Here is a 25,758-nt window from a genome sequence, read left to right as displayed (position 1 = left end):
CTTATAAAATTAACTTAAAAAAGTATCTTAATTATTAAACAAGTGCTAAACAGTTGCATATAAAAAACCGAAATCTATATATTTGCTGTTCTTTATTATTTCAATATGAAAATAGTTATTAGTTTTTATTTGTTTATTTGTTTGCTTTCTTGCGGAAATACCGAAGAAAACACAAATAATATAGAACAAGATTCAAACTTGCCTAGCCTGTCTAAAGAGCAAATCCAAAAATTGAACTTCACCGAATATTTAGCAGACTCTAAGGTAAAGGTGTTTACAAAAAACTGGGTAAAATATAACGAACTAGAAAGAGTGATTTCAAATTTAAAACAAGCCAATATCTCTTATTTTAAAGAAAACCATAAAATTTTAGAGAGCCTGATAAACGATTTAAAAAAGAATGTCCCCGAGGAATTAAACTCGCCGAGCGTTATGTCCAGATTGATTGCTTTAGAAACTAAATTGTACAAATTGGAAAGCGTTGTAAACCTCTCGAATACGAGTTCAGATGCCATGATAAGCCATATTAAGGAAGTTTTGGTATCATTTTCCAATTTAAACCTTCAAATGAACAAGAAGTTGGAAAGAGAGTCCCAAAAAATTATAAAACCTTAAAAATCATATAAGTTATTAAGTCTTAAGTTTTTGTTAATATTTTAACAGCTCTATAGATCACTCTTATTTATTAGTAAATTTCACATTTAAAAATTTAACCTTAACCCTATGAACAAAAATTTTTTAAAGCTATCCCTTTATGCTGTTGTAGCTTTTGCTGGCTTAGTAGCCTGTAAAGACGATTCCAAGAAAGATATGGCACAAGTAGAAATTGAAAAAATTCCAGGAATTAATCTAGATTATATGGATACGTCTGTAGAACCAAATCAAGATTTTTTTAATTACGTAAATGGAACTTGGTTAAAAACCAACGAAATTCCAGCAGACAGAACCAGATGGGGAAGTTTCGACGAGCTTCGTAAAAAAACAGATGCGGATGCCTTAGCTATATTAAAATCGGCCATGTCCGAAAATAAGGATATGGATAAAATTAATGTGCTTCCAGGTTCTGATCAAGAAAAAGCCGTGGAAATTTTCCAAACTATTATGGACACGGTTTCTAGAGATAACTTTGGTATCGATCCATTAAAACCTTATTTGACAAAAATTAATGATATTAAAAACCTGAACGACTTACAAGCTTATCTCATTGAAATGGAGCCACAAGGTAGTGCAGGATTTTTTGGATTTGGAGTTGGCGCTCATCCCAAGGACAGTAATTTAAACACGGCTTATTTAGGCGGTGGTTCTTTAGGTTTAAGTAGAGATTATTATGTAGATCAAGACGAAGATACCAAGGATAAACGCGAAAAATACCGTTCACATATTGCCAGAATGCTGCAATATATAGGTGAAGATAAAACAAGTGCGGAAGCTAAAGCAAATGAAATCCTGGCTTTTGAAACCCGTATGGCCGAGCCTAGAATGACGAAAGAAGAAAGAAGAGATCCTAGAAAACGCTTTAATCCAAAATCTATGGAAGATTTAAACAAAATGACGCCTTCTATAGATTGGAAAGCCTATTTTGATGGAATTGGAGTGGCTAGTTTAGATACCATTATCGTTTCCGATCCTGGATATTTTAAAGCCTTGGATAAATTATTAAAAGAAAACAAAGTTCAAGTTTGGAAAGACTATTTAAACTGGACGCTTGTTAGGGGTGCTGCAAGTCAATTAACTACCGACATGGAAACCGCCAATTGGGAGTTTTACGGTAGAGATTTAACAGGATCTAAAGAACAAAGACCAAGAGAAGAGCGTGCATTAAACACTTTAAATGGAACTGTTGGAGAAGCTTTAGGAAAATTATATGTGGATAAAATGTTTCCTCCAGAAGCGAAAGAGAAAGCAGAGAATATGATTAAAAACATCATGATTGCTTTCGAAAATAGAATCCAAAATTTAGATTGGATGACTCCTGAAACTAAAGAAAAGGCGATAGAGAAACTTCATAAAATGAGCGTTAAAATAGCCTATCCAGATAAATGGAAAGACTATTCAGGATTAGAAGTTAAAAATGTAGCAGAAGGTGGATCGTACTTCGAAAATATGAACCATGTTTCTGAATGGAGATTTAAAGAAGATTTAGATAAATTAGGAAAACCTGTTGATAAAACAGAATGGCTTATGGCACCTCAAATTGTAAATGCCTATTTTATGCCTCCTTACAACGAGATTGTATTTCCAGCAGCTATTTTACAGCCTCCATTTTATAATTTCCAAGCAGACGAAGCTGTAAATTATGGTGGAATTGGTGCGGTAATCGGTCATGAAATCTCTCATTGTTTCGACGATTCCGGTTCTCGATACGATGCAGATGGGAATTTAAACAACTGGTGGACAGAATCCGATTTAGAACAATTTACAGCCTTAGGGAAAGAACTTTCTGCGCAATATAGCGAAGTAAATGCCCTTCCAGATGTAAAGTTAAATGGTGAATTTACTTTAGGAGAAAACATTGGAGATCTTGGTGGAGTGAATGCTGCTTATGATGGCCTTCAGCTTTATTTAGCCGAAAATGGCAGACCAGAGAATATTGATGGTTTTACTCCAGAGCAACGTTTCTTTATGAGCTGGGCTACAGTGTGGAGAACCAAATACACCGAAGATGCTTTAAGAAACCAAATTAAAACAGATACGCATGCTCCAGGAATGTATCGTGCAGTTATGCCTCTACAAAATATCGATACTTTTTATGAAGCTTTTAATATTGTAGAAGAAGATAAAATGTATTTAGCTCCTGAAAAACGTGTTAAAATCTGGTAATATTCTAATCTAAAATTTTATTAATTAAAAAAAGCCAGCAATTACTGCTGGCTTTTTTTGTTTTAGGTAAGAAACCTTTCCGAACAGTGTTTTTTAAAATATGGATTTTATATGGTAGATGTTTCTGCTAAAGATGGTCTCATTGTCGATCAAATATTATTCTTATTAGGTTGTTTGATGCTTTTATTAGTGGTTTAGAAGAATTGCTTTATTATTTAACAATTTATTTTTGATATTGATTGGAACTTTGTTAATTTAGATAGACAATTCTCAATATTATATATAAAGCACTCGCTTTGGCTGGGTGTTTTTTTGCATTTTAAAATGATCTATAGGATTGGGAGTGGTTTTAAAAAGCAATTATTAATCAATTTAATTTAAAAAGTATTTATTATGAAGAAAATTACAATGCTATTTTTAGCAACCCTGGCTTCTACGCTTATGTGGATTCCAGCTAATTCACAAACCAATTTGCAACTTTCGACGAAACATGCAACTAATGGTGGCACTATGAAATTAGATAATAATTCAGCAAACCATTATCGAGGACCCGGCGACAATAACGTCGTTATTTTTGAACAAACAGAAGGTGGTGGAAATGGAATTGTATCAGATTATTATATACCTATAAACTCTGGAGCTTACTCTGCTGATGATTTCTCCTTAAATGCAGAAACGGATATACACCTAATGCAATTTAGAGGATTCGGAAATGCTACAGCAGGACTAGAGCCGGTTTTGGGCGGTTTCCAACTTTTTGTCTATGCAGATACAGGAGGAGCGCCAGCGGGTTACCCTAGCGGTCCCAATCCGGCCATACTTGAATTAGATCTCAACTGGGATGCTGTTAATGGTCCTGATGCGGGTCTATCATATGAAAAAGTAGAAGAAACCGGATTTTTTCCTGTTTACATTGTAACTTTTGATATTGAAGCAGCTATAGGAAATGTTCTTACCTTGGCGGCAGGAAACTATTGGGTGGTTATAGCCGCTAAAATTAATGGCCCTACATCTTCGACACGATTTGCCTGGAGTAGTTCTCTTGATGCAAACGGTGCTTTACCTAAGTTGTCTGATCCTCAGGCCTTATTTGGGTCAAATGAAAGTTGGATTGATTTAAATGTCCTTACTAGTAGTACAAATTTTAATGCACTTACCTTTACCGTGTACGGTGCATTGTTACCAGATTGTAATGGAATGCCTGATGCAGGAGTCGCAACGGTTAATCCAGTATCTGGAAGCCCAAGTGCTACTTATAATGTGTCGGCTCAAGGATTTTCAGGAGCACCTGGAATTTCTTTTCAATGGCAGTCCAATAACAATGGTGCAGGCTGGATAGACCAAGGAGCTGCTACTATGGTATATGGAGCTTATACAGCAACAGCTCCTACTCAAATTGGGGATCAGGTTGAGTGGAGATTGGCTTCAACTTGTGTAGCTACAGCAGATACTGCTTATTCTGGTATAGCTACTTTTACTGTAGCAATTACTTATTGTACAGTGAATTTTCCTAGCAATGTAGAACCAATAACACATGTAAGTTTTGCAGGTATAGAAAACACAACAAGTGCTGTAATTAATGGCACGCCGGCTTTAGAAGATTTTACTGCTCAAACTGCTTCTGTAGAATTAGGGAATTCTTACCCTATTGAAATTAAAGGGAACACGGATGGAAATTTTACCGCAAGAATTGTGGTTTATATCGATTGGAACCAAGATGGAATTTTTGATAATTCAACTGGTTCTGTTGAGATGTATTCACTTCCTAGTTTTATAAACTCTACTGGACAAGACGCAATTTCATCTCAGGGCTTCATTACAGTGCCAGCAACGGCCATGTTAGGCGATACACGTATGCGAGTTATGAAAAAATTCAGTTCAGTGCCAGGACCATGTAATACTGCTGGATATGGACAAGCTGAAGATTATACAATAAACGTTTCCGATTCAACAGTAGGTATTAAGGATAACAACATGTTAGCAGGTTCGCGCTTGTTCCCTAATCCAATAAATGGTGATACGTTCTATGTTCAAGCACCTAATTTGAATGGAGAGCGCGTGGAAGTGAGTATTTCAGACATGGCTGGAAGACAGATTTTTAACAATACTTTGGATTGCTCAGATAACAAAGTAACCGTTTCTGTAAAAAACACGATGACTTCTGGTGTGTATTTAGTAACACTGAAACATGCGGGCGAAGCACAGACATACAGATTAGTTAAGAAATAATTATGGCTAATTGAAGAAAGCCTAATTAAATATTTTTCTGAAATAAAAAACCGTCTCAATGTGAGACGGTTTTTTTGTTTAAAATTTTATTCGAATCCAGAGATGAAATACAATCCTATAAATACCTGATTTTAACAGGTAAATTTTGGTGTTGACTAAAACTTTGTTAATTTAGTAGGACATTTCTCAGTGCTATATAGAAAGCACTCATTTTAACGGGGTGCTTTTTTGCGTTTTTGAAGGAGTTGACTAAAAAAATGTAATAGGATTGAGGCTGTGTTTTAAAAAGCTAGTATTAATCAATTTAATTTAAAAAGTATTTATTATGAAGAAAATTACAATGCTATTTTTAGCAACCCTGGCTTCTACGCTTATGTGGATTCCAGCTAATGCACAAACAAATTTGCAGCTGCGAGCGCACCAAGCAACGGATGGTGCTACTCTGATTTCGGGTAATAGCCCAGGGAGTCTTTACCGTGCACCCGGTGACAATAATGCTATTATTTTCCAACAAACTGAAGGTGCGGGTGGAAACGGAATAGTATCGGATTATTATGTACCCGCAAACAGTGGGGCATACTCCGCTGATGATTTTGTGTTACAAGCTGAAGAAGATATACACCTATTTAAATTTCAAGGATTTGGTGGTACCGGAAGTACAGGTATCGAACCAGTTTTAGCCGGTTTTCAACTTTATGTATATGCAGATGCTGGAGGAGAGCCTGCGGGTTACCCTAGTGGAGGGACTGCGGCTCTACTTGAACTGGATCTAAACTGGGATGAAGTTAATGGCCCTGAGGCTGGTCTATCCTATGAAAAAGTGGTAATAGAGGGGTTTGCACCTACTTATATTGTTACTATAGATGTTGAAGAAGCTTTAGGAAATGCGCTTACTTTAGGTGCAGGTACTTATTGGGTAATTATTGCTGGTAAGATTAACGCAAATTTAGCTGATTCGCCACCACGATTTAATTGGACTGCCTCTGACGATATAAACGGTTCATTACCAAAACTATCTGATCCTCAAGCCTTATTTGGCTCAAATGAAAGTTGGGTTGATTTGAATGTCCTTACGGGTAGTACAGATTTTAATGCACTTACCTTTACCGTGTACGGTGGGTTGTTACCAGACTGTAATGGAATGCCTGATGCAGGAGTTGCAATGGTTAATCCAGTATCTGGAAGTCCTAGTGCTACTTATAATGTGTCGGCTCAAGGGGTTTCAGGAGCACCTGGAATTTCTTTTCAATGGCAGTCCAATACCAATGGTGCGGGCTGGATAGATGAAGGTGCGGCTACTACGGAAAATGAAGCTTATACAGCAACAGCTCCTACTCAAATTGGGGATCAGGTTGAGTGGAGATTGGCTTCAACTTGTGTAGCTACAGCGGATACAGCTTATTCTGGTATAGCTACTTTTACTGTAGCAATTACTTATTGTGATGGGGTAGGTAATAGTACTACTTATGAAAACATCTCAAATGTTACGTATGCAGGTATTAATAATACAACGACCAGCCATATGGGATATAACGATTTCACGGCTCAAGTAGCTACTGTAGTGCAAGGTGCTGTTAATCAAATTTCAGTAACAATAAATGCGGATGGAAGTGATTCTATTTATGTCTTTATGGACTGGAACCAAAATGGAACCTTGGATGATGCAGGAGAAGTTTATACGCTTGCTTCATCTACTAGTAACAATGGACCATTTACAATGGATATTACTGTTCCTGCAAATGCAGAACTAGGAAATACGCGTATGCGAGTTAAGGTTGTTTGGAATCAAAGTACGCCAGCGCCTTGTGGAAGCTTTAGTTATGGAGAAGTTGAGGATTATACAGTTCTAGTAAACCAAGCAATGGATTGTTCGGGTACACCTGATGGCGGTGTAGTAACCGTAAATCCTGAAATAGGGAATATTGATTCCATTTATACCGTTTCTGCTACAGGCTATTCTTCTGGTAATGGATTAACATTTCAATGGCAATCAAATACTGATGGAGCAGGTTGGATAAATGAAGGAGCTCTTGAAGATCATTACGCTGCATATACGGCAACAGCCTCTTCTCAAGCGGGAATTGATACCGAATGGAGATTAGAAGTTTCTTGTACTTTATCAAGCGAGACTTCCTATTCCACGGTGGCAACCTTTGCAACTTCGGCTGTATTGCTTTATTGTACGCCAGCATTAGATTGTACTGATGGAGATAATATTCTAAATGTTACTTTCGAAGAAATTGATAATACCACTACGTGTAGCCCTAATGGATATGGAGATTTTACAAGTATGGTTGGTTCCGTTTTATCTGGTGATACTTATGAAATTTCAGTAACCGTAGGAGATGGGTTCTCTAATGAATCAGTTTCTGTTTGGATTGATTTTAACCAAAATGGATCTTTTGATCAAGATGAATTTTTCTATATTGGAACAGGAAGCGCTCAAGTTTTAACTGGGGATATTTCTATTCCTACAGGTTTAGCTAATGGGGAATACACAATGAGAGTTCGTGTGGCAGCAGTAGGAGCTACTACCGCTACTTGGGACATGGCTTGCGATGAAGGTCAATTTTATGGGGAAACAGAAGATTACACCATTGAAATTATTGGTGCATTGAGCGTTAATGACTTTAATATGTTGTCTGAAACACGTTTATATCCAAATCCAATAAACAATGGTACATTCTACATCCACGCACCAAAATTAAACGGTGAGCAAGTAGCTGTGAATATTACGGATATGGCTGGAAGACAAATTTTCAACAACAACTTATTTGTAAATGACAGCAAAGTAATGGTTTCTGTAAATGATGATTTAACATCTGGTATGTATTTGGTAACACTAAAACATGCTGGTGAAACACAGACATACAGATTAGTAAAGAAATAATCACCTAACTAATTGAAAATAAAAGCATCATTAAATATGCTTTATAAATAAAAAACCGTCTCTTTTTGAGACGGTTTTTTTATGTTTCTTTAAATTATAGTCGACGCGAAAGATGAAATTAATCTGTTTTTTCTGGCTGCTCTTTTTGTCCTAGTAAAGCCGATCTGCTGGCAAAGGCTAAATTAAAATTTGGAGCTATGGCTAATGCTTGTTCCAAGTAAGAAACAGCAGCATCAATATTTGCATCCTTGTTTTCGTTAAATGTTATGATGCCTTTTAAATATAGAAACCCCGCTTTTAAAGGTACTTGATAAGGTTGTCGCGCTTCATAATAGGTCTTTTTCATATCGTCTTTCACGTGGAGCAAGCCGTATTCTACTTTTTTGGAAGCTTCAGCTAAATTTTGCTCTTGAATATAAAGTTCGGCCAATTCATAAGCAATGGATACACCTGGGGTTCTTCTAAATAATTCTTCAAACTGTTTTAAGGCTAACTTTGTCTGATTTATAGACTTAAGGGAAACGGCTTTAATTTCAACAGCCATATCAGAATCTGTTGCATATAAATCAACTCCTATCACATTTAAAGCTTGTACAAATTTACCGTCGTTCATATATAAAAATGCCAAGGTATCTTGTTTCGCTTCTGATGGTTCTAAAATGTTTAAATGTGTCAATCCATTAATAACGCCCTGAATGTCTCCTTGAACTTTCATTTGATTATAATAAGCTTCGAAGTGTTTTAACAGCTCTTGGTTGTTTTGGGCACTTAGACTAAAACTCATGGCTATGCACACTAAAAGGATGATTTTTTTCATGAAATGTTGTTTTTGCTTTCAAAACTATAAAAAATCACGGTTTATTTTCTTAAAGACATGCTAATTGTTTGTAAAATTTCAATCTAAAACAATAGTTTTTTTAAGCATAACGGCATCATTTAGAACAAAAGGTTTCGGAATCATGCTTTTTGGTCTTTCAGGAACGTCAAATAATTCATTATTTAAAAGATCGAAAGAGGATTCGTAATAAGTAAGACGGATTTTTTGGGCTTTTGGAACGGTAAATTCCAATTCTAGAAATTTATCGTCAACCACATAATACTCAAACAGCCTACTAGAGCTTCTATTTGAGAATACGAGTCCATTTTCATCTTTTTTCATGTCTAGGCCGTTTACAATAAATGAATTAAATACCGTTGTGGAATCAACAAAAATATCCATTTTGTTCACGAGACGTTGGGGTGAAATAAACATTTTAATATGTCTTTTGTTACCAATAATGGTATCCTTTTTAATATCGATATAAGGCTGTTTTATAGGTTTGATTTCTGCTTTTTTACTAAAACTAAACCCGGTGTTATATTTACTGGCAAAAGTGGTTTTTGTTATGGCGTGGTTGCTGTCTGGTTTGTCCGACAAATAAGCTTTGGTCCAAGGGTCCAGGATGTTGTCGTAAGTAGTCCACAAGGCTTCATTGCTGTCTGTGTCAAAATAATAAACCAGACTATTTGGTTTTGGACGCTCGTCATTAAAACTAGCCTTTAAGTGCGCTGAAATAAAGAAAACTCCTGTAATAAAAAACAAAAGGTAGGCCCATTTGTTTTTGTGTTGATAAGACCCGAAAATAGAAATTGACAAGCCGAAAATGAGTGTAACCAATACCGAAGAAGCCATTAATAATTTCAAGCCCAAACCAACAGGAAACATTTGAACAAAAGGCGACATGATGGTTAAAACGGGTAAAACTAAAAGTATCATTAACAAAAAGTTGGGTTGTTTTTGTCTGACCAAAACAAACAAACTGACTAAACCAAAGAACACCGGGATAATAAAAAAGCTAGCTCCAGGAAGTAGGAATGCTATAAGCACACAAATAAGAAACCAGATAAAAATAGGCCCAACCAATAAACTAGCTGTGTTTTCTGGTTTGTAAATTTTATGATAGAACCAGAAACAAATTCCAAGTGCTAACAAAGAAAACATCCAAATATAGCTGTGGCCATTGTAGGTAAAGCCATGAAGCATTTCCGTATAGTCTGGATAAATAACCAAGAGGAATTTCCAGCCTAAAAATCCGAGAACACCATTAATTATCAAGGCTGCTAAAAAAGTAAGGGTTCCTTTTCCTATTTCCTTAAAATTTAAAGTTCTTTTGCTCATGCCATAAAACACCAAGGCAATAAATGCTAAAAATGCTAAAATTAGCAAGGGAGTAATCCAAGAAAACGGATAACTCACCATTTTAAATAGAGGAACATTAAAGTAGATGTCGTCCTTGTTGCTTTTTAAATCTGTTAAATTGGCATTAGCAAAATAATGTAATAAAGGCATCAAATAACTGCCCTGATGCTCCAAAGTGTTTCTATCTAATCTTTCGTAAGTATCTAAAGCAGTATGGTAGTCGTAATGGTCGTCTATAAAAGCAAAATTAAAGCCATCTATATTGCCGTCTTCTCTAAAACGGGTTAAATCCGTGTCGTTTGGCAGTTTTTTATAAACACTATAAGCTAGAGAATTGGCTACGGGATAGTTTGGATGCGCTGCCTTAAACCCAGAAATTAACTTCTGGTTTCCGCCATTGGTTTCCATAAGCATATAGCTTGGACCACCACTTCCACGAGCTTCAAAGTTTAAAACCAAGCCGACATCTTTTGCCCAAGGATGCTTATTTACAAATAATGAAGCGCCATTTAATCCGATCTCTTCAGCATCAGAAAACAAAATAATAAGATCGTTTTTAGGAATTTTTCCTGCCTGTCCGCCAGCAAGGCTATCGTGCAAATAAGCTCTTAAGCCTTCAAGGATGGTGACAACTCCCGAGCCTGCATCGCTTGCGCCATAAGAAGCATGCGATTTGCTATCATAATGCGAAAGCAACATCAACGCTTTCGAGTTATCCGAACCTTTAATCCGTGCAAGAATGTTCTTGGGTTTTGTAAGCGTTCCCCAATCGGTTAGTACATAATCTTCTTGGATTTGCGTTTCTAAGCCTAGGTTTTCCAAAGCTTCTACGAGGTAATTTTTAACCCGTTCATGATCTGGACTTCCAACGTAATGTGGGTTTTTAGAAATTTCCTTTAAATGAATTAAGGCTCGTTGGGTCGAAAAAGTATTATCTGGAGCATCTAAGGTAGAGATGTTTCGAGGTAATAAAACCGAAAAACTCCAATAAATGGCCACAATAATTAATAGGATGGAAGCTGCTTTTTTAAACATGATTTATGCGAATAGTTAGTTTTATAAAAATAGATAAATTATCCCATATAATTCTTTTTTAGGATAACTCGCTAATAATAAGTATATTTAAGATTCATTTTTAAATTAAATAACATGGCAATAAAGAGTTTTCAAGGCGCTAGAAAGCAACAACAGGATGCATCTGAAGAGTTTCCGTTTAAAGTAAGAGACATTATGACCAAGGACCTTATTACCTTTAAACCAGAGCAAACTGTCGAGGATGTTATAGACACTTTAATTAAATATAAAATTTCTGGAGGTCCTGTTGTTAATGATAACAATGAATTGATAGGAATGATCTCTGAAGGAGATTGTTTAAAACAAATTAGCGAAAGTAGATATTACAACATGCCCATGGAAAATGATTTAGTTGAAAAACGGATGATAACAAACGTTGAAACTATAGATGGCAATATGAATGTATTAGATGCTGCAAATAAATTTCTAGAGTCTAGAAGAAGACGTTTTCCTATTGTTGAAGATGGTAAGCTGGTAGGGCAAATCAGTCAGAAAGATATTTTAATAGTCGCTTTGAATTTAAAAGGGCACGATTGGAAATAATCCTTAAACATGGTCCACATTAAAATACCCTCCTTTGTTTTCCTTTCTTTTTAAAGATTGCCCTATAATTAAATGGGCCACATTCACCATGTTTCGCAATTCGCAAAGCGTGGTGGTTATTTTAGAGGTTCTGTAAAGTTCTTCAACTTCCTTATAAATAACATCCAAATGAATAATGGCTTTCGCCAAGCGGTCGTTACTTCTTACAATTCCAACATAATCACGCATCAATGCTTGTAATTCCTTTAAATTATGCTGTATTAAAATGTGTTCCTTTGGAATACTTGTGCCGGTATCATCCCATTCTGGAAGCTGACGATTTACTTCCGAAATAAAATTCTCACTATGATATTGATAGATATTATGCGCATAAACCAAAGCTTCCAACAAAGAATTCGAGGCCAATCTATTGGCGCCATGAAGTCCAGTTCTAGAGCATTCGCCACAAGCAAATAAATTAGTTATAGAGGTTTTTCCATGCGTATCAACTTCAATTCCACCACATAAATAATGCGAAGCCGGCACCACAGGAATCCAGTCTTGGGCTATGTCAATTTTATTTTCTAAACACGTCTGGTAAATATTTGGGAAATGGGTTTTAAAAGCGTCTAAATCCAAATGTGTACAATCTAAATACACACAGGAATCTCCAGATTTTTTTAGTTCCTTATCGATGCTTTGCGAAACAATATCTCTCGATGCTAATTCAGCGCGTTCATCATAATTTGGCATAAATCTGTTGCCATCCTTAGTTCGCAAATAAGCGCCAAAACCTCTCACGGCTTCCGAAATTAAAAATGCAGACCCTTCTTGATTGGTATATAATGCTGTTGGATGAAACTGTACAAATTCCATATCCTTAATTAGGGCTTTAGCTCTGTAAGCCATGGCAATACCATCTCCTGTGGCAACCGTTGGATTGGTGGTATGACCGTAAACACGTCCAATGCCACCAGCAGCTAAAACAGTAGAGTTTGCCTGAATGGTGAGAATTTCTCCGTTGTTCTGATTCAGGACATAAGCCCCAAAACAAGTAATATTGTTAGAAGGTTGTTTAAGTTGATGTTCGGTAATTAAGTCTATAGCAAAATGATGCGCTAAAAGTGTGATGTTTTTAAGCTCATGCACACGAGCCAATAGGGCTCTCTCAATTTCGTAACCTGTAATGTCTTTATAATGTACCACACGATATTCGCTATGGCCACCTTCTCTGCCTAAATCGAGATTACCCGTTTGGTCCAAATCAAATTGTGCGCCCCAAAGCATCAGTTCTTTTAAGCGTTTTGGACCTTCGTTAATTACCATGTCCACAACCGCTTTATCGCATAGGCCATCGCCAGCAATTAAGGTGTCTTCTATGTGCTTTTGAAAGGAATCGACTTTATCATCTAAAACAACGGCTACGCCACCTTGGGCATATTTGGTATTGGATTCGTCCTCATTTCCCTTGGTAACAATGGTCACTTTTTTCTTCGGAAAAGCTTCGGCATATTTTACAGCTAAAGTTAAACCTGCAACTCCAGATCCAATAATAAGCAATTGGGTTTTTGTAGTCATGACTTGTTAATCTAAATTATAGCGTTGACACGGCGATTTTCAATCTGTTTAAACATGTTATTGATAAAAGTTATTAAGACTTGATAACACCATCTTTAATTAACTATTTAGAAAGTTCCAACATGCGTTCAATAGGAATTAGAGCCTTTTTTCTAATTTCTTCTGACACATTGATTTGTGGACTTTCATTCAATAAACAATCGTATAGTTTTTGAAGAGTATTCATCTTCATAAAAGCACATTCGCTGCAAGCACAGGTATTATCTTCTTCGGCAGGTGCAGGAATTAAAAGTGTATTTGGTACTTCTTGTTGCATTTTATAAAGAATCCCAGCTTCGGTGGCAACTATAAATTTTTCGCGAGGATTTTCTTTTACATAATTAATCATTCCAGCTGTAGAACCAATATAATTGGCGGCATCTAAAATATGGGCTTCAGATTCTGGATGGGCAATAATTTTAGAGCCCGGATGCTCTTTATATAAATTTAAAAGTTTGTCTATGGAAAAAGCTTCGTGTACAATACAAGCGCCATCCCAAAGCACCAAGTCGCGTCCAGAAATTTTACTAATATAATGTCCTAAATTCTTATCTGGAGCAAAAATAATTGGAACGTCTTTTGGTATGGACTCTACAATTTTCAACGCATTGGATGAGGTACAAACAATGTCGCTCATAGCTTTAATTTCTGCCGAACAGTTTATATAAGTAATTACCACATGATCTGGATGCTGGTCTTTAAAAGCTTTAAAAGCGTCTGGCGGACAAGAATCAGCCAAGGAGCAACCCGCTTTTAAATCGGGTAAAACCACCGTTTTATTCGGGTTTAAAATTTTAGCTGTTTCAGCCATAAAGTGGACACCTGCAAAAACAATAATGTCGGCATCCGTTTCGGCTGCTTTTTGCGATAAACCCAAGCTGTCACCAACATAATCAGCCACATCCTGAATTTCTGGCACTTGATAATAGTGTGCTAAAATAACAGCATTTTTCTCTTTTTTTAAACGTAGGATTTCTTCTTTTAAGTTCAAGGCGTATAACTATTTACGGATTTAACAAGAGGCTAATTTATTGTAAACGGGTCTTATAAATTATGATATAAATCATAAATAAACATATTGTTAATTAATATAGGATAAAAATATCTTTTTATATCTTTGAAAAAAATCACTATGCTATCTAATGCTTGTCAATATGCTATTCGTTCGATTCTTTATTTAGGAATGTGCTCGGATGAAAAACATAAAATTGGCGTAAAAATTATCTCCGAAGAACTGGAAGCTCCACAGCCATTTTTGGCCAAATTACTTCAGCAGTTAAATAAAAGTCATTTGGTAACTTCTACCAAAGGACCTTATGGCGGATTTTATTTAAGCGACGAAAACAAAGAAAAAACCGTCTGGGATATTGTGCTGGTTATTGATGGTTACGATAAATTTGATCAGTGTTTTATGGGACTTTCCACATGTGGAGACGATAATCCGTGTCCTGTTCATTTTACGGTTTCCGCTTTTAAACAAAAAATATTCAAAGATTTCAAAGACAAGACCGTGGCGCAATTTGTGGAAGAAATTAAAGCGAAAGGGCGTTATATTTCTTTGAAAAAGTTTAATATTCTTGGGGATCCTTCCGTTTAAATATTTTGAATACAATATTTGGAATTACCTTGTTAATTCTTCGGTAAATAAAATATTCTAAATGGTTTCTTTTAGCTAAAGTACTTTTTTTTTAGGGTTTTGGCTTTTTACCTTATATTTCCATTTTTAAAACTGAAAATAATGATAAAAAATTACACATTAGTACTCATGTTATTTATAACAGGAGTAATTTATAGTCAAGAACATATCTCTTTCGAAGTAAATGAAGGGTATGCGTTAGGAACTCTAAACGCGCAAAATGGTTGGGAAGTGACTGATGATAATGAAGGAGGATTTATACAAAATCAAGTAGTGACTAACGAACAGGCTTCTGATGGACTTTATGCTTTTAAAAACGCTTACGAGCCAGATTTGAATCCTGGATGGTTGCCGATTTTTGGTGCAGTGAAGAGCTTTGCTGAACCCATATCCTATGAAGGTTTTTCAATATCGTATGATTTATTCATAACAGAAATGAATGGTTCCAATTTTGAATTCACAGTTTTTGGTGTCGATGCTCTAGATGAATTTGTTCCTGTTGCGGGAGTAGCTATGGATTTTGAAGGTGAAATTTATGTGTTTGAAGACATTTATTACGGATCTCATTATATTGAAGGTGCTACATGGACACCAAACACATGGACGACTGTAAAAATTGATGTGAGCGAAACAGAACTTAAATATTATTTAAATGATGTTTTGGTCTATACTGATAGTAATTTTAGTTTAGTTGATATAGTTGGTTTTAATATGTTACATGATAATTATGGTGGCGATGCCTATTATGACAATTTTATTATCACCGACAATGCATTGAGCATGGATGACTTTTCAATAGTATCAGATTTTCGAGTTTTTCCAAACCCGATACAAGACGAATTAAAAATTCAAGGAGAAAACATGTCGCAGATAGCGCAAGTGGTTATATATAATCTTCAAGGACAAAAAATAATCGAAAGTCAACATACAAATACATTAAATGTAAGTAGTTTGAGTGCTGGAGTTTATTTTTTAAAGATAGATACTGTAGATAGTAGAACATACACACATAAGCTTGTAAAAAAGTAAGTATTTTTCAAAATCTTATATATTAAACGACCTAAAATTTTAAAGACTTTAGGTCGTTTTTTTATTCAAAATAAGTTTTACTAGTTCGTGGAATAACAGTATTCAAGAAATTAAATAATTAAAACCAAACTAATAAAAATCGTTAAACACCCAATTAATAACACTTTCCAAAAGGCGTTGGCATGACGCAATTCCATAAAATAAAATGCCACGGCTAAAAATTTTAATGCCGAAAGCAGCATAATATATTGCGTACTGTTAGCTATTCCTGAATTGGATACGAACGCAGATAAAACAGTAAGAATTACTAATATAATTAAGACAGTTAAAAAGGCTTTTTTCTTCATTTTAAAAAACTAAATAAATTACAGGAAATAATAGCAGCCAAATCAGATCGCACATATGCCAAAACGTAGCACTGGCTTCTACATCTTCCATAATGATGTTTTCTGGTTTTTTAGTTAGGGTTCTTAAAACCGAGGCTAGGATGACCAAGCCAACAATAACGTGAATAACATGAAAAAGAGTCAACATCCAATAGAATGAGAAAAAGGTGTTGTAACCCATAGTGAGACCAGCATCTATTTTACCTATATATTCCACGGTTTTCAGTGCTAAAAATAGCAGGCCACCAAGCATGGTCAGTTTTAGGTATAATTTTGATTTACTAATATTTTGAACTTTTAACGTACCAACCGTTAGCGCCATAAAAAAACCACTAACTAACAAGAACAAGGTGTTTATAGCGCCAAAGCTGGTGTTTAATAATAATCTGGATTCATGAAATAATTGAGGTTCGTCTTTACTATACCAAACCATGGCAACCAAAACAGCTCCAAAAGTAATCAGTTCTAAATAAATAATAATCCACATTAAAATCCCTCCAGGTGGATATAAGATGTTTTTTGCGTGATGTTCTTCAATGACTGTTGACATTAACTTTGATGTTTAATTTTTTCGTAGAGTTTTACTAGAGATTGTAGTAATTCTACAGGGGTTGTTAATATTTGATAGTGGTTTTGCCCAAACATTTGAGGCAAATAATATTTTGCTTGGGCTTCAATGGCCAAAGCATAGGAATTGATGTTGCGCTGATTTAATTCCCTGAGGGCTTGCTTGACATCGTTAATGCCATATTTCCCTTCGTATTTATCGTAATCGTTGGGTTTTCCATCCGAAATTAAAATCACCCATTTGTTTTTGGTATCTCGTGTGTCCAATAAAGCTCCCGAATGCCGTAAAGCAGCGCCAATTCTAGTATATCCACTAGGTTCCACAGCACCAATTTTGTGTTTGGCTTGGTCCCAAGAATCATCGAAACCTTTTAAACTAAGATAGGTTGCATAGTTTCTGGTTTTGGAATAAAAGCTTTGAATAGAGAAATCGACGTTGAATTCGTTTAAAATTTCCCCAAAAATAATGGAGACTTGTTTCTCCACATCAATGACTTTATTTCCCGCAGCATAACCATCGCTTGACAGACTGATATCCAATAAAATTAATATGGAAAGATCTTTTTCCTTTTTTCGTTTTGAGAGATAAATGTTTTCCGAAGGTGTATGCCCAGAATGTACATCTACAAACAAATCGGTTATGGCGTCCAAATCGAAATCCTCACCTTGATTTTGTCTACGTTGTTGCTGGTATTTGTTATTAACCGAAGTCAGCATCTTGCGTAAACCGGTTAAGGTAGATGCATTTTTTTGAAGGGTTTTTTTATAATAAGCAGCATCGGTTTCTACTTGTTTTTTCGGATAAACCTTACAGAATTTGGGTTTGTATTCCCGTTTGGAATAATCCCATTCATCGTAAGCAATATGTGGTGCTTGGGTATCTAATTCGCCACTTTCAGAAATGGTGGTGTTTTCAATAAATTCGGCTTGATAGATGGAATGTGTTGGGTCGTCTACACGAACGGTATGTTTCATGTTGAGGTCTTCCAAGGCATTGGCATGATCGTCCAAATCGTCGTCGCCGTCAAAATCCCTCCAACCGCCTTCCCATTCTTCAGCAGTTTCCGCTTTTTCAAAATTATGCATCAAAACATAATCTTCCTGTTGCTTTTTATCAATTTCTAAAGAGCTTATTTCTTCAACGGCATTGGCTTTTAAAATGGTGTTTATTTCGTGGTCTATGGCTTTTTTTACCTGTTCTGAAATATTTTTTAAAACAGATTTCTTTAATGTGTCTGGATCATTGCACATCCATTTTCCATAGATAAAACTTAAATCCTCAGGTTTTTTTTCGGTAGCTCTATTAAAATATAAAGTGATTAATTCCTGATGGATTCTTTTGGTAATGGGAAACTGTTTGAACATCTCATTTAAAACTAAATCTGAAGTTTCTACCGCTTTTTCGCGAGCAGCTTCCAACGAAAATTCGTCTTCGGGCGTAAAATTTAAATTCAGGTTTTTTTGAACAGAAAGATAAACCACTCTAAAAATATAGAATTTGCTGTTTTGTTCGATGCTATGAAATTCTGAAAAGCGAATAGGCAGGAAGAAGCTGTTATTTTTATAGCCGCCTTCACGTTCGGCTTCAAAAATTTCGATGGCTTGGCCCGTAATTGCTCTAGAAAAAATGGTGAGTCTTTGTTTGATGTCTTCTAGCTTAACTGAATATTCCTGTGTTTCTTGAGCGTTTTTTTTACGACGCTTCAAAAAAGTGGCTACTTTGGAAAAGAGATATTCATCGGGTTCAAACATGATTTTTTATTTAAATCATTAAGTCGCACAAATCTGCTAAGGCTTCGGTAATTTCCGTATCGTCTGTTAATGGTTCAACCACGGCTACACGAACGGCTAAGCGCTTTCCTAATCCGGTATGGATAAGTTTGGCTGCATCTACCAATAAACGTGTGGAAACAGTTTCGGTTAAACCTAGTTCGGTTAAATTTCTAATTTTGGTGGCAATGGAAACTAATTTTTTTGCTGTAACTCCGTCAATTTGTGTTTCGTTGACCAAAATTTCAGTTTCATCTTTTTCATTCGGATAATTAAAAGCCAAAGCAATAAAACGTTGACGGGTGGAAGGTTTTAATTCTTTAAATCCTTTTTGATACCCAGGATTGAACGAAGCCACCAACATAAAGTTAGGATGTGCTTTTATGGTTTCGCCTAACTTATCGATATACAATTCTTTTCTATGATCTGTTAAGGAGTGAATGGCCACAATAACATCTGGTCTGGCTTCGGCAATTTCATCTAAATAAATAATGGCCCCAGTTTTTACAGCTTTTGTAAGCGGACCATCTATCCAAACAGTTTCGGCACCTTTAATAATATAGCGACCAATTAAATCGGTGGAAGAGGTTTCCTCATGACAAGAAATAGTAATCAATTCTTGGTTTAAATTATGCGTCATAAACTCCACAAAACGTGTTTTTCCGGTACCAGTGGGACCTTTTAATAACACGGGAATTTTGTTTTTATAAGCCTGCTCAAATACTTCAACTTCTTTTGCTATTGGCTTATAGAAAGGAATAAGGGTATTTGTTTGTTGGGTTTCTGTTTTCAAAATATGTGGTTTTAAAACGGATGTTATTAACGTGTCGTTCATCATCTGTAAAATTTAAAAAAGGCCCTTTGATTAAAGAAATCGAAGCAGGGGATAATTGTCAGGTATGAGCAAATTTTACTTCTCTTTCTCTGTACAACCAAAAGACCTTTTTCTGCTATTAAGTGTTATAAATCTGAATCAAAATCTAAAGCTTCATCTGTTGGTCTTCCATGTTTATAAAAGTCCCAGATATACATAATAATTCCAGTGGCAAACATGGTAGCGCATAAAATCAAGACCACAAAGTGAATGCTAATTTCGGCTTGAACTTCCATGAAATCCATTTTGTATTTACGTTCTAGATAGACTTGGGCTACCCCGGCTACTCCAAAGGCAATCGTCATTCCAACCATCCCGATATTAGACAGCCAAAATGCTGCGCGTCCCACGCTACTGTCGTATAATTTTCTACCCGTCATATTTGGTAAAGAATAACTTATAATGGCCAGAACTATCATGGCATAAGCGCCCCAAAAGGCAAGGTGGGCATGCATGGCTGTCACCAAAGTTCCGTGTGTGTATAAATTGGTTTGTGGCAACGTATGGGCAAAACCTAATAAACCTGCTCCTACAAATGAGACAATGGCAGAACCAATGGTCCAGAATAAAGCAATTTTATTTGGATGTTTCTTTTCACCTTTTCTATACATATTTACAGCAAATAAAGCCATTGCTAAGAACGCTAAAGGTTCAAGCGCTGAGAAAATACCTCCAACAACTAACCAAATTTTATTAACGCCTATATAGTAGTAATGGTGTCCGGTGCCTAAAATTCCTGATAGGAATGTTAAACCAACAATTACATAAAGCCATTTTTCGATAACTTCTCTATCTACTCCAGTTAATTTAATTAATAGGAAGGCTAAAATACCACCCATAATTAATTCCCAAACACCTTCTACCCATAAGTGAACCACCCACCATCTAAAAAAGGAATCGGTTACTTGGCTATCAAAAGGCAACATGCCAGGAATATAAAGTAGGGCTGCAAAAACCAATCCCATAGTTAAAACCATGGCGGTGGTAGTTTTTCGTTTTCCTTTAAAAAGCGTGGCTAAAATGAGGCCTAAAAATAAAAGAACGTTGGCAACTACTAGATAATCTAATTGTCTTGGAATTTCTAGAAATTTCCGTCCTTCCCACCAATTAAAGTGGTATCCAATAACTGCGGCCACACCAACTGCAGCCAAGGAAATTAATTGTATATAGGCCCATTTAACACTTACTAATTCGCGTTGGGCTTCTTCTGGGATAATATAATAAGCGGCTCCCATAAAACCGGAGAGTAACCAAACTACTAAAAGATTGGTATGTACGGCTCTTGCCGTATTAAAAGGAATAAATTCGTGTAGTCCATCCATTCCAATTCGGGCAAAACCCATTATGAAACCATAGACAAGTTGTAAAACGAGGAGTAGCATGGAAAAAGCAAAAAACCAGTAGGCTACTTTTTGGGATTTATATTTCATCTGTTTATTTTTATTGTATTAGAGGTCAGATGTCATACCCAAACAAATTCCTGACTGTTCTGAAATTTTGTTAAAGGGTATTTCATATTCGGTTAGTTGGTTATTTGTTTTGTCTTTCAATTCGGTCTTTGGCCAATGGCGATACCACGGTATCAAAACCGTTGAGGTCTATATCGTCAATCCAGTCGAAAAAAGCAATTAGGTCGTCTGCTTCTTCTTTGCTGAAGCCATAGGCAACCATTTGCCGTCCGTTGGGATTCCAAGGAACGGGAGTCATTAAAACGGCTTTAATATAGCCTACGCCTCTACGGTCTATAACTTTGGTCAGTTCTGGAGCATAATAGCCACCTTCTCCAAGAAGGGTGTGGCAGCCCATGCAATTGTTTTCTTCCCATAAAACTTTACCTCTAACCACTTGTTCGGTAATGGCTTCATGGTTGGTTTGGTCTTGCCCTTTGCTAAAGGAGAAAATGGTTAATCCTATAAAAATAAGAAAGGTTACCACAGTCCCTCCCAGGAAAAACGCGCGTGCTTGTTTTTTTGATAACATAAGATTTTTAGTTAGTTGGTTAAAAAGACCTTTTAATCTTCTATACAAAAATATATGGGTGATTTCTATTAAAACATGATATTAATCATGTAATTGAAAAAAGTTAAAGGAATCTTAATGGAATGGGATGATGTGGATTGGGCTGGGGTTGAGAGTGATTTTTTGTTTAGGGAATAGAAAAAATAACCCTTTGAGAAGCTTAGAAGTAGTCGTATAGTTTGCGTGACTTGGATATTATTTTTGTTATTGGAACTCTTTTATATTAGGCTATAACTTTCGCTTGGCGGAAACAAAAGTTCAATTCCTTTTGGTTTAATTTTAAATAACGGACCTTTTTCGACAACTTTCCCTTTCGAATTACGCTTAATTAGATGGTCAAGTGTAATAATTCCTTGGTCAATTAATAAATCAAATTGAGAGGTAATTGGTTTCTTTGTGTGCTCGACTAATTTATATTGAAAATACTCACGGTCATTTACTCTTGTACTTTCCGCTTCTACCCAAAAGGTTTCTTTATGCTTTTCTTTTAATCGATTATGAAGTTTGTCCAGAGTCCAAACAACAAAATCTCCAACTTCTGGTTTGTCTGAATTCTCAATCAATTGCTTTATATCATTATCAATTCTTAAATTCAAACCTTGGGAATTTCTTGTTATTGCTGAAACTGTACAATATAATTTAAAATCTTCTTCACGTTCATAACCAAAGCTGTTCAGAATTTCGGCTGAGCTTTTAAATTTACTTAATTTCCAGTCTGGAACTTGGGCAAATAAGTTTTTTCGGTTTGTTCTGCTATTCCTAAAAGACTTGAGTTCAATTCCTTTATAATCTGGTTGCTTAGATGAATTAATATCGATTCCGAGTGCCGTTTCTAGCGTTCGACCAACAGAAGTGTCAGCATCTACCAATGATGGAATAGGACCAGCACTTGCTATTTTTCTTACCATTGCTAAAAGCTCGAAAGCTACTTCGTTTTCAATAGTGTTAATTTCATTTATTAATTCCTGCAGTGGATTATGTATTGAAGAATTAATTAACCCTTCAATATCTAGTTTTGTTAAGTTGAAAACGTGAAAAGCATCATCAAAATAGGTTATTGCAACAATATCATTTGGGTCAGCAATCTTTGTTAAACTATAAAACCAAATTCGGGGATCTCCATTTTTAGTTAACGGTCGATATAAAGATGCTTGCGACTTTATAGTCTTGAAACCAGTATGAATAATTGTTGGTATTAAAATCTTATTATCGGGACCTTGGTTTTGCAAATCGTAATCGTGAATGTTTTCACTTTTCAAGAAATTGCGAACAGAACCTGTCGCATCCATAATAGATTTTTTTAAGCCGGTTTCGGTTGGTTCAATTAAAGTAAGAGAAACTTGATTTTTTGTTAATAGTTTAATCTTATTTTGTTCTTCGTTTGTAAGTTTTCTCACTTTATATGTTTTAAAATTTCATTTGCTACTGCTCTTGCTAACAAAGGTGGTACAGCATTACCTACTAAAGTATATTGTGGTACTTCAGTTTTTCTATTATTCCCACCAGTTGAACGCTTTCCTTGAAAAACAAAAGAATCGTCAAATGATTGTAAGCGAGCCATTTCTCTAACAGTTAAAGCACGGGGTGAATTATAATGAATATAATCGTCTGCAATAGTCATTATAGTAGAGCTTTGCTCGTTCGGTTTGAGCACATTATAATTCCTTTTATTTGTTGAAAGACCTAGCTTTTCAAGTTTAGGTTGAGCCTTTTTATAATTTCCTTCTTTCAAAATGACACTTAGCCTTTCAATCACAGTTTCGTTTTGATTACTTGTCTTATGATTATTAAGTATATCGAAATATTTTTCTCCGTTTTCCAGACCTTCTGTGCTTCTAACATAAAATGGTTTAGTTTGCGGTTTAAAGCGTTCAATTAATCTTCCGTTTTTTGACCATTCAGCAAAGGATTTTCCGCTTTGTGAATTTGGCTTGCCATCAATATTTCTTTTTATTAGAAGATTTTTCATTTTCTTTGCAGTTCCGTTATATTGTACTGAAATATCAATTGGTTCGTATCGATGTGCTTCCTGATTATTTCCAATAAAATCCAAATCATACAAAGCTTCAAAGATGGTAACTTTTTCCTCTTCTGAAACTGTTGGAGGAATTTCATAAATATATTTTTGGTCTTTGCGACAACCAATGAAAAGTACTCTTTCTCTATTTTGAGGAACACCGTAATTTGACGCATTAGCAACAAAGGGCTGTTCTATTTTATAAAGTCTTATGCTTTCGAGAATAGTATTTAATTCCTTTTTTTGTGTGGCGTTACAATGAGATTTTAATATTTCAATTGAATCGTCAAAAGAGCTAGTATATATTTTTAAAGAGGTTATGATATCATTGCAATCTGCTTTATAAGCAATAGGAATTTTTAAAGAGCTAAAGGAGTTTTCTATTTTTGAAATGACACTTTCAGATTCTATCTCCGTTAAAAAGTCAGTAAAAGAATTTACAAAATTATCGTTGTCGATATTACAAAAGTCTTTCTCTTTAATTATGTCACGTTTTAATTTTTCCCATTCTTTTGTTCTTGCCAAAAGATTAAAGCCGTGACGAATCGTGTTAATATTCTCATCTGTTTTGCTGGTCTTGTAGTCCGCTATTTTAGGTGTTATTTTCTTAAATCTATTTTCTACAAATCTTATAAAATCTTCCTCTCCAGATTCTTTATCTTTTTCAAGGAGTTTTTCCAGTTCTACTCTTTTAATAATACTGTCAAATAAAAAAGAATTTGATTCATTCTCTATTTTCTTGATGAATGAAATTAGTAATGGGATTTCCTTGATGTCAACAATAGAGTTAATTTCTTTGATAATTAACTCTTTGATTTTTCCGCCTTCTTTGGTTAGAATACCTTTTACATTCTCCATAACAAAATACTTAGGTTGTAAAACCTTAATTACTTCTAGGTAATGTGAAAAAAGGTCATCCTTTTTGTCAAACTTCTTACGTTTTCCAGCAAGACTAAAACTTTGGCAAGGTGGACCTCCACATACAACGTCAATTTCTTTTCCATTAATTTTTTCTAATAAATTATCAAGAAAATCTGGTTCCGTAATGTCTTGTTTTAGAAACTCTGCATCTAATCCTAATTGATGATTGTAACGAACTACGTGAGTTAATTCACAGTTTTCATTAATATCATTGGCAACAATAAAGTCAAAGAATTTATTGTTGTTTTCAGCTTGTAGAAATCCTTCACTAAATCCACCAGCTCCAGCAAATAAATCGACAAACGTATATGGTTTACCATAAAGAGAAACTTGTTCCTTTACAATGTTTACATAATTGTTTTCTTTGTAGTTTTCAATATGTTCATTTAAGACACTTTTGATTTCATCCTGAGAAAATGTTTTCTTGGGTGAATGATGTAAAAGTTCATCAGCCCTTTCTTTCAAAAAATCTAAATAGTGATTAATTTCGTGCGACTCTGCACTTAATCCGATTGCTTTCTGTTTAGTTTTATTGAAATTCTTAGACTCTATTTTTTGACCGATTGAAAGCTTTATCTGACTTCCTTTGCAGTTTATTCTTAAATGAATTGGGGCAAACCCTTTTTTGTCAGGTTTGTCTAAATAAAAATTAATCGTTGCCATAATATTCACGGACGGTTTTGCGTACACGGACAAATTTACGGACAATTTTTATAAATCCTATTTTAATTCTTATTTTTGTTTATAGTAACTTAAGGTATAAAGGAGAATTATTAACCCTCCCGCTTCACCAAAGCATAATAATCGCCTTCCAATGGCAGGTAGCCTTGGTCGTAAACAAAGTAGTAAACCGTGCCAGCTTTCGTGGTATAAATACTGGTGAAATAATTAAAATCGAAGCCTTTTTCTATAAGTTTTGCTCGGGAACATTTGGTTTTTTGTTCAGGATTAAGTGCTTCTAGAATTCGGTAGTTTTTACGTAAACGGTTGTTGGTATTTCTTATCAGGTTTTTAGAATCTTTATTCACCCGGTTGTTATAAGAATTCCTACAGGCATCACTGCAGAATTTCTTATCTATTCTACCTACTATTTTATCACCACATTCCGGACAGGCTTTCATTGTTTCACTTCTTTATTAATTATAATGTCATTAACAGATGCGTTGTTATAAAATAAATATACAGAATATTTTTTAGAAAGCTTGAAA

General features: G+C 35.2%; 20 protein-coding genes. 7 read left to right on the top strand and 13 right to left on the bottom strand.

From position 1 onward, the window contains the following. Positions 1-105: 105 nt before the first annotated feature. From VKY47_RS02305 to VKY47_RS02290, 4 genes are all read left to right on the top strand, one after another. On the top strand, positions 106-615 hold the full coding sequence (locus VKY47_RS02305; protein ID WP_324310034.1) for a hypothetical protein: 510 nt from the start codon (positions 106-108) through the stop codon (positions 613-615). Positions 616-723: 108 nt separating this feature from the next. Next, entirely contained in the window at positions 724-2,820 is a 2,097-nt protein-coding gene (locus VKY47_RS02300; RefSeq protein WP_324310032.1) for a M13 family metallopeptidase, read from the top strand. Between the two features lie 393 nt (positions 2,821-3,213). After that, positions 3,214-5,049, top strand: a complete 1,836-nt coding sequence (locus tag VKY47_RS02295) for a T9SS type A sorting domain-containing protein (protein WP_324310030.1) — start codon at positions 3,214-3,216, stop codon at positions 5,047-5,049. Between the two features lie 325 nt (positions 5,050-5,374). Then, the gene (locus tag VKY47_RS02290) at positions 5,375-7,939 is read left to right on the top strand and encodes a T9SS type A sorting domain-containing protein (RefSeq protein WP_324310028.1); all 2,565 of its coding nucleotides are present in this window, start codon (positions 5,375-5,377) and stop codon (positions 7,937-7,939) included. Between the two features lie 118 nt (positions 7,940-8,057). On the opposite strand, the gene VKY47_RS02285 is transcribed toward VKY47_RS02290, so the two are convergent. Beyond that, on the bottom strand, positions 8,058-8,756 hold the full coding sequence (locus tag VKY47_RS02285; protein WP_324310026.1) for a tetratricopeptide repeat protein: 699 nt from the start codon (positions 8,754-8,756) through the stop codon (positions 8,058-8,060). Positions 8,757-8,834: 78 nt separating this feature from the next. Beyond that, positions 8,835-11,153 carry a M28 family peptidase gene (locus tag VKY47_RS02280; protein WP_324310025.1) on the bottom strand — a complete coding sequence of 773 codons (2,319 nt, stop codon included), beginning with the start codon at positions 11,151-11,153 and terminating at the stop codon, positions 8,835-8,837. Positions 11,154-11,267: 114 nt separating this feature from the next. On the opposite strand from VKY47_RS02280, the gene VKY47_RS02275 reads away from it, so the two are divergent. Next, positions 11,268-11,735, top strand: coding sequence for a CBS domain-containing protein (locus tag VKY47_RS02275; protein ID WP_324310023.1), 468 nt, complete (start codon positions 11,268-11,270; stop codon positions 11,733-11,735). Positions 11,736-11,738: 3 nt separating this feature from the next. Here VKY47_RS02275 and nadB read toward each other — a convergent pair whose 3' ends face one another. Together nadB and nadA are read right to left on the bottom strand one after the other, a co-directional pair. Beyond that, positions 11,739-13,292 (bottom strand): L-aspartate oxidase, encoded by a 1,554-nt coding sequence (gene nadB, locus VKY47_RS02270; protein ID WP_324310021.1) that lies wholly within the window; start codon positions 13,290-13,292, stop codon positions 11,739-11,741. A gap of 103 nt (positions 13,293-13,395) precedes the next feature. After that, a complete protein-coding gene (gene nadA / locus VKY47_RS02265) occupies positions 13,396-14,322 on the bottom strand; it encodes a quinolinate synthase NadA (RefSeq protein ID WP_324310019.1) in 927 nt (308 codons plus the stop codon). Positions 14,323-14,448: 126 nt separating this feature from the next. Here nadA and VKY47_RS02260 point away from each other — a divergent pair, with 126 nt between their 5' ends. Further along, positions 14,449-14,928, top strand: a complete 480-nt coding sequence (locus tag VKY47_RS02260; RefSeq protein ID WP_324310018.1) for an RrF2 family transcriptional regulator — start codon at positions 14,449-14,451, stop codon at positions 14,926-14,928. Positions 14,929-15,069: 141 nt separating this feature from the next. Beyond that, the gene (locus VKY47_RS02255) at positions 15,070-15,996 is read left to right on the top strand and encodes a T9SS type A sorting domain-containing protein (protein ID WP_324310015.1); all 927 of its coding nucleotides are present in this window, start codon (positions 15,070-15,072) and stop codon (positions 15,994-15,996) included. A 110-nt stretch (positions 15,997-16,106) separates the two neighbouring features. Here the strand turns inward: VKY47_RS02255 and VKY47_RS02250 are convergent, their stop codons facing one another. The 9 genes from VKY47_RS02250 to VKY47_RS02210 form a co-directional block, all read right to left on the bottom strand. Continuing rightward, entirely contained in the window at positions 16,107-16,343 is a 237-nt protein-coding gene (locus VKY47_RS02250) for a cytochrome C oxidase subunit IV family protein (protein WP_324310014.1), read from the bottom strand. Between the two features lies 1 nt (position 16,344). Further along, on the bottom strand, positions 16,345-16,932 hold the full coding sequence (locus VKY47_RS02245; protein WP_324310013.1) for a cytochrome c oxidase subunit 3: 588 nt from the start codon (positions 16,930-16,932) through the stop codon (positions 16,345-16,347). Then, the gene (locus tag VKY47_RS02240; protein ID WP_324310012.1) at positions 16,932-18,701 is read right to left on the bottom strand and encodes a nitric oxide reductase activation protein NorD; all 1,770 of its coding nucleotides are present in this window, start codon (positions 18,699-18,701) and stop codon (positions 16,932-16,934) included. The genes VKY47_RS02245 and VKY47_RS02240 overlap by 1 nt, the downstream gene beginning before the upstream one ends. A 10-nt stretch (positions 18,702-18,711) precedes the next feature. After that, positions 18,712-19,557: a CbbQ/NirQ/NorQ/GpvN family protein gene (locus tag VKY47_RS02235; RefSeq protein WP_324310011.1), complete on the bottom strand. Its 846-nt coding sequence runs from the start codon at positions 19,555-19,557 to the stop codon at positions 18,712-18,714. Between the two features lie 122 nt (positions 19,558-19,679). After that, on the bottom strand, positions 19,680-21,023 hold the full coding sequence (locus VKY47_RS02230; protein WP_324310010.1) for a cbb3-type cytochrome c oxidase subunit I: 1,344 nt from the start codon (positions 21,021-21,023) through the stop codon (positions 19,680-19,682). 100 nt (positions 21,024-21,123) lie between these two features. Further along, positions 21,124-21,573, bottom strand: a complete 450-nt coding sequence (locus VKY47_RS02225) for a c-type cytochrome (protein ID WP_324310007.1) — start codon at positions 21,571-21,573, stop codon at positions 21,124-21,126. Between the two features lie 257 nt (positions 21,574-21,830). Next, a complete protein-coding gene (locus tag VKY47_RS02220) occupies positions 21,831-23,009 on the bottom strand; it encodes an MvaI/BcnI restriction endonuclease family protein (RefSeq protein WP_324310006.1) in 1,179 nt (392 codons plus the stop codon). Next, on the bottom strand, positions 23,006-25,213 hold the full coding sequence (locus VKY47_RS02215) for a DNA cytosine methyltransferase (RefSeq protein WP_324310005.1): 2,208 nt from the start codon (positions 25,211-25,213) through the stop codon (positions 23,006-23,008). Before VKY47_RS02215 ends, VKY47_RS02220 begins: the two co-directional genes overlap by 4 nt. 110 nt (positions 25,214-25,323) lie before the next feature. Next, positions 25,324-25,671 (bottom strand): hypothetical protein, encoded by a 348-nt coding sequence (locus VKY47_RS02210; RefSeq protein WP_324310003.1) that lies wholly within the window; start codon positions 25,669-25,671, stop codon positions 25,324-25,326. Positions 25,672-25,758 lie beyond the last annotated feature (87 nt).

Source organism: Xanthomarina sp. (genome assembly GCF_035306705.1).
Classification (GTDB): domain Bacteria; phylum Bacteroidota; class Bacteroidia; order Flavobacteriales; family Flavobacteriaceae; genus Xanthomarina.
The sequence above is the reverse complement of the archived record's forward strand: the minus strand, read 5'-3'. Positions and strand labels throughout refer to the sequence as shown.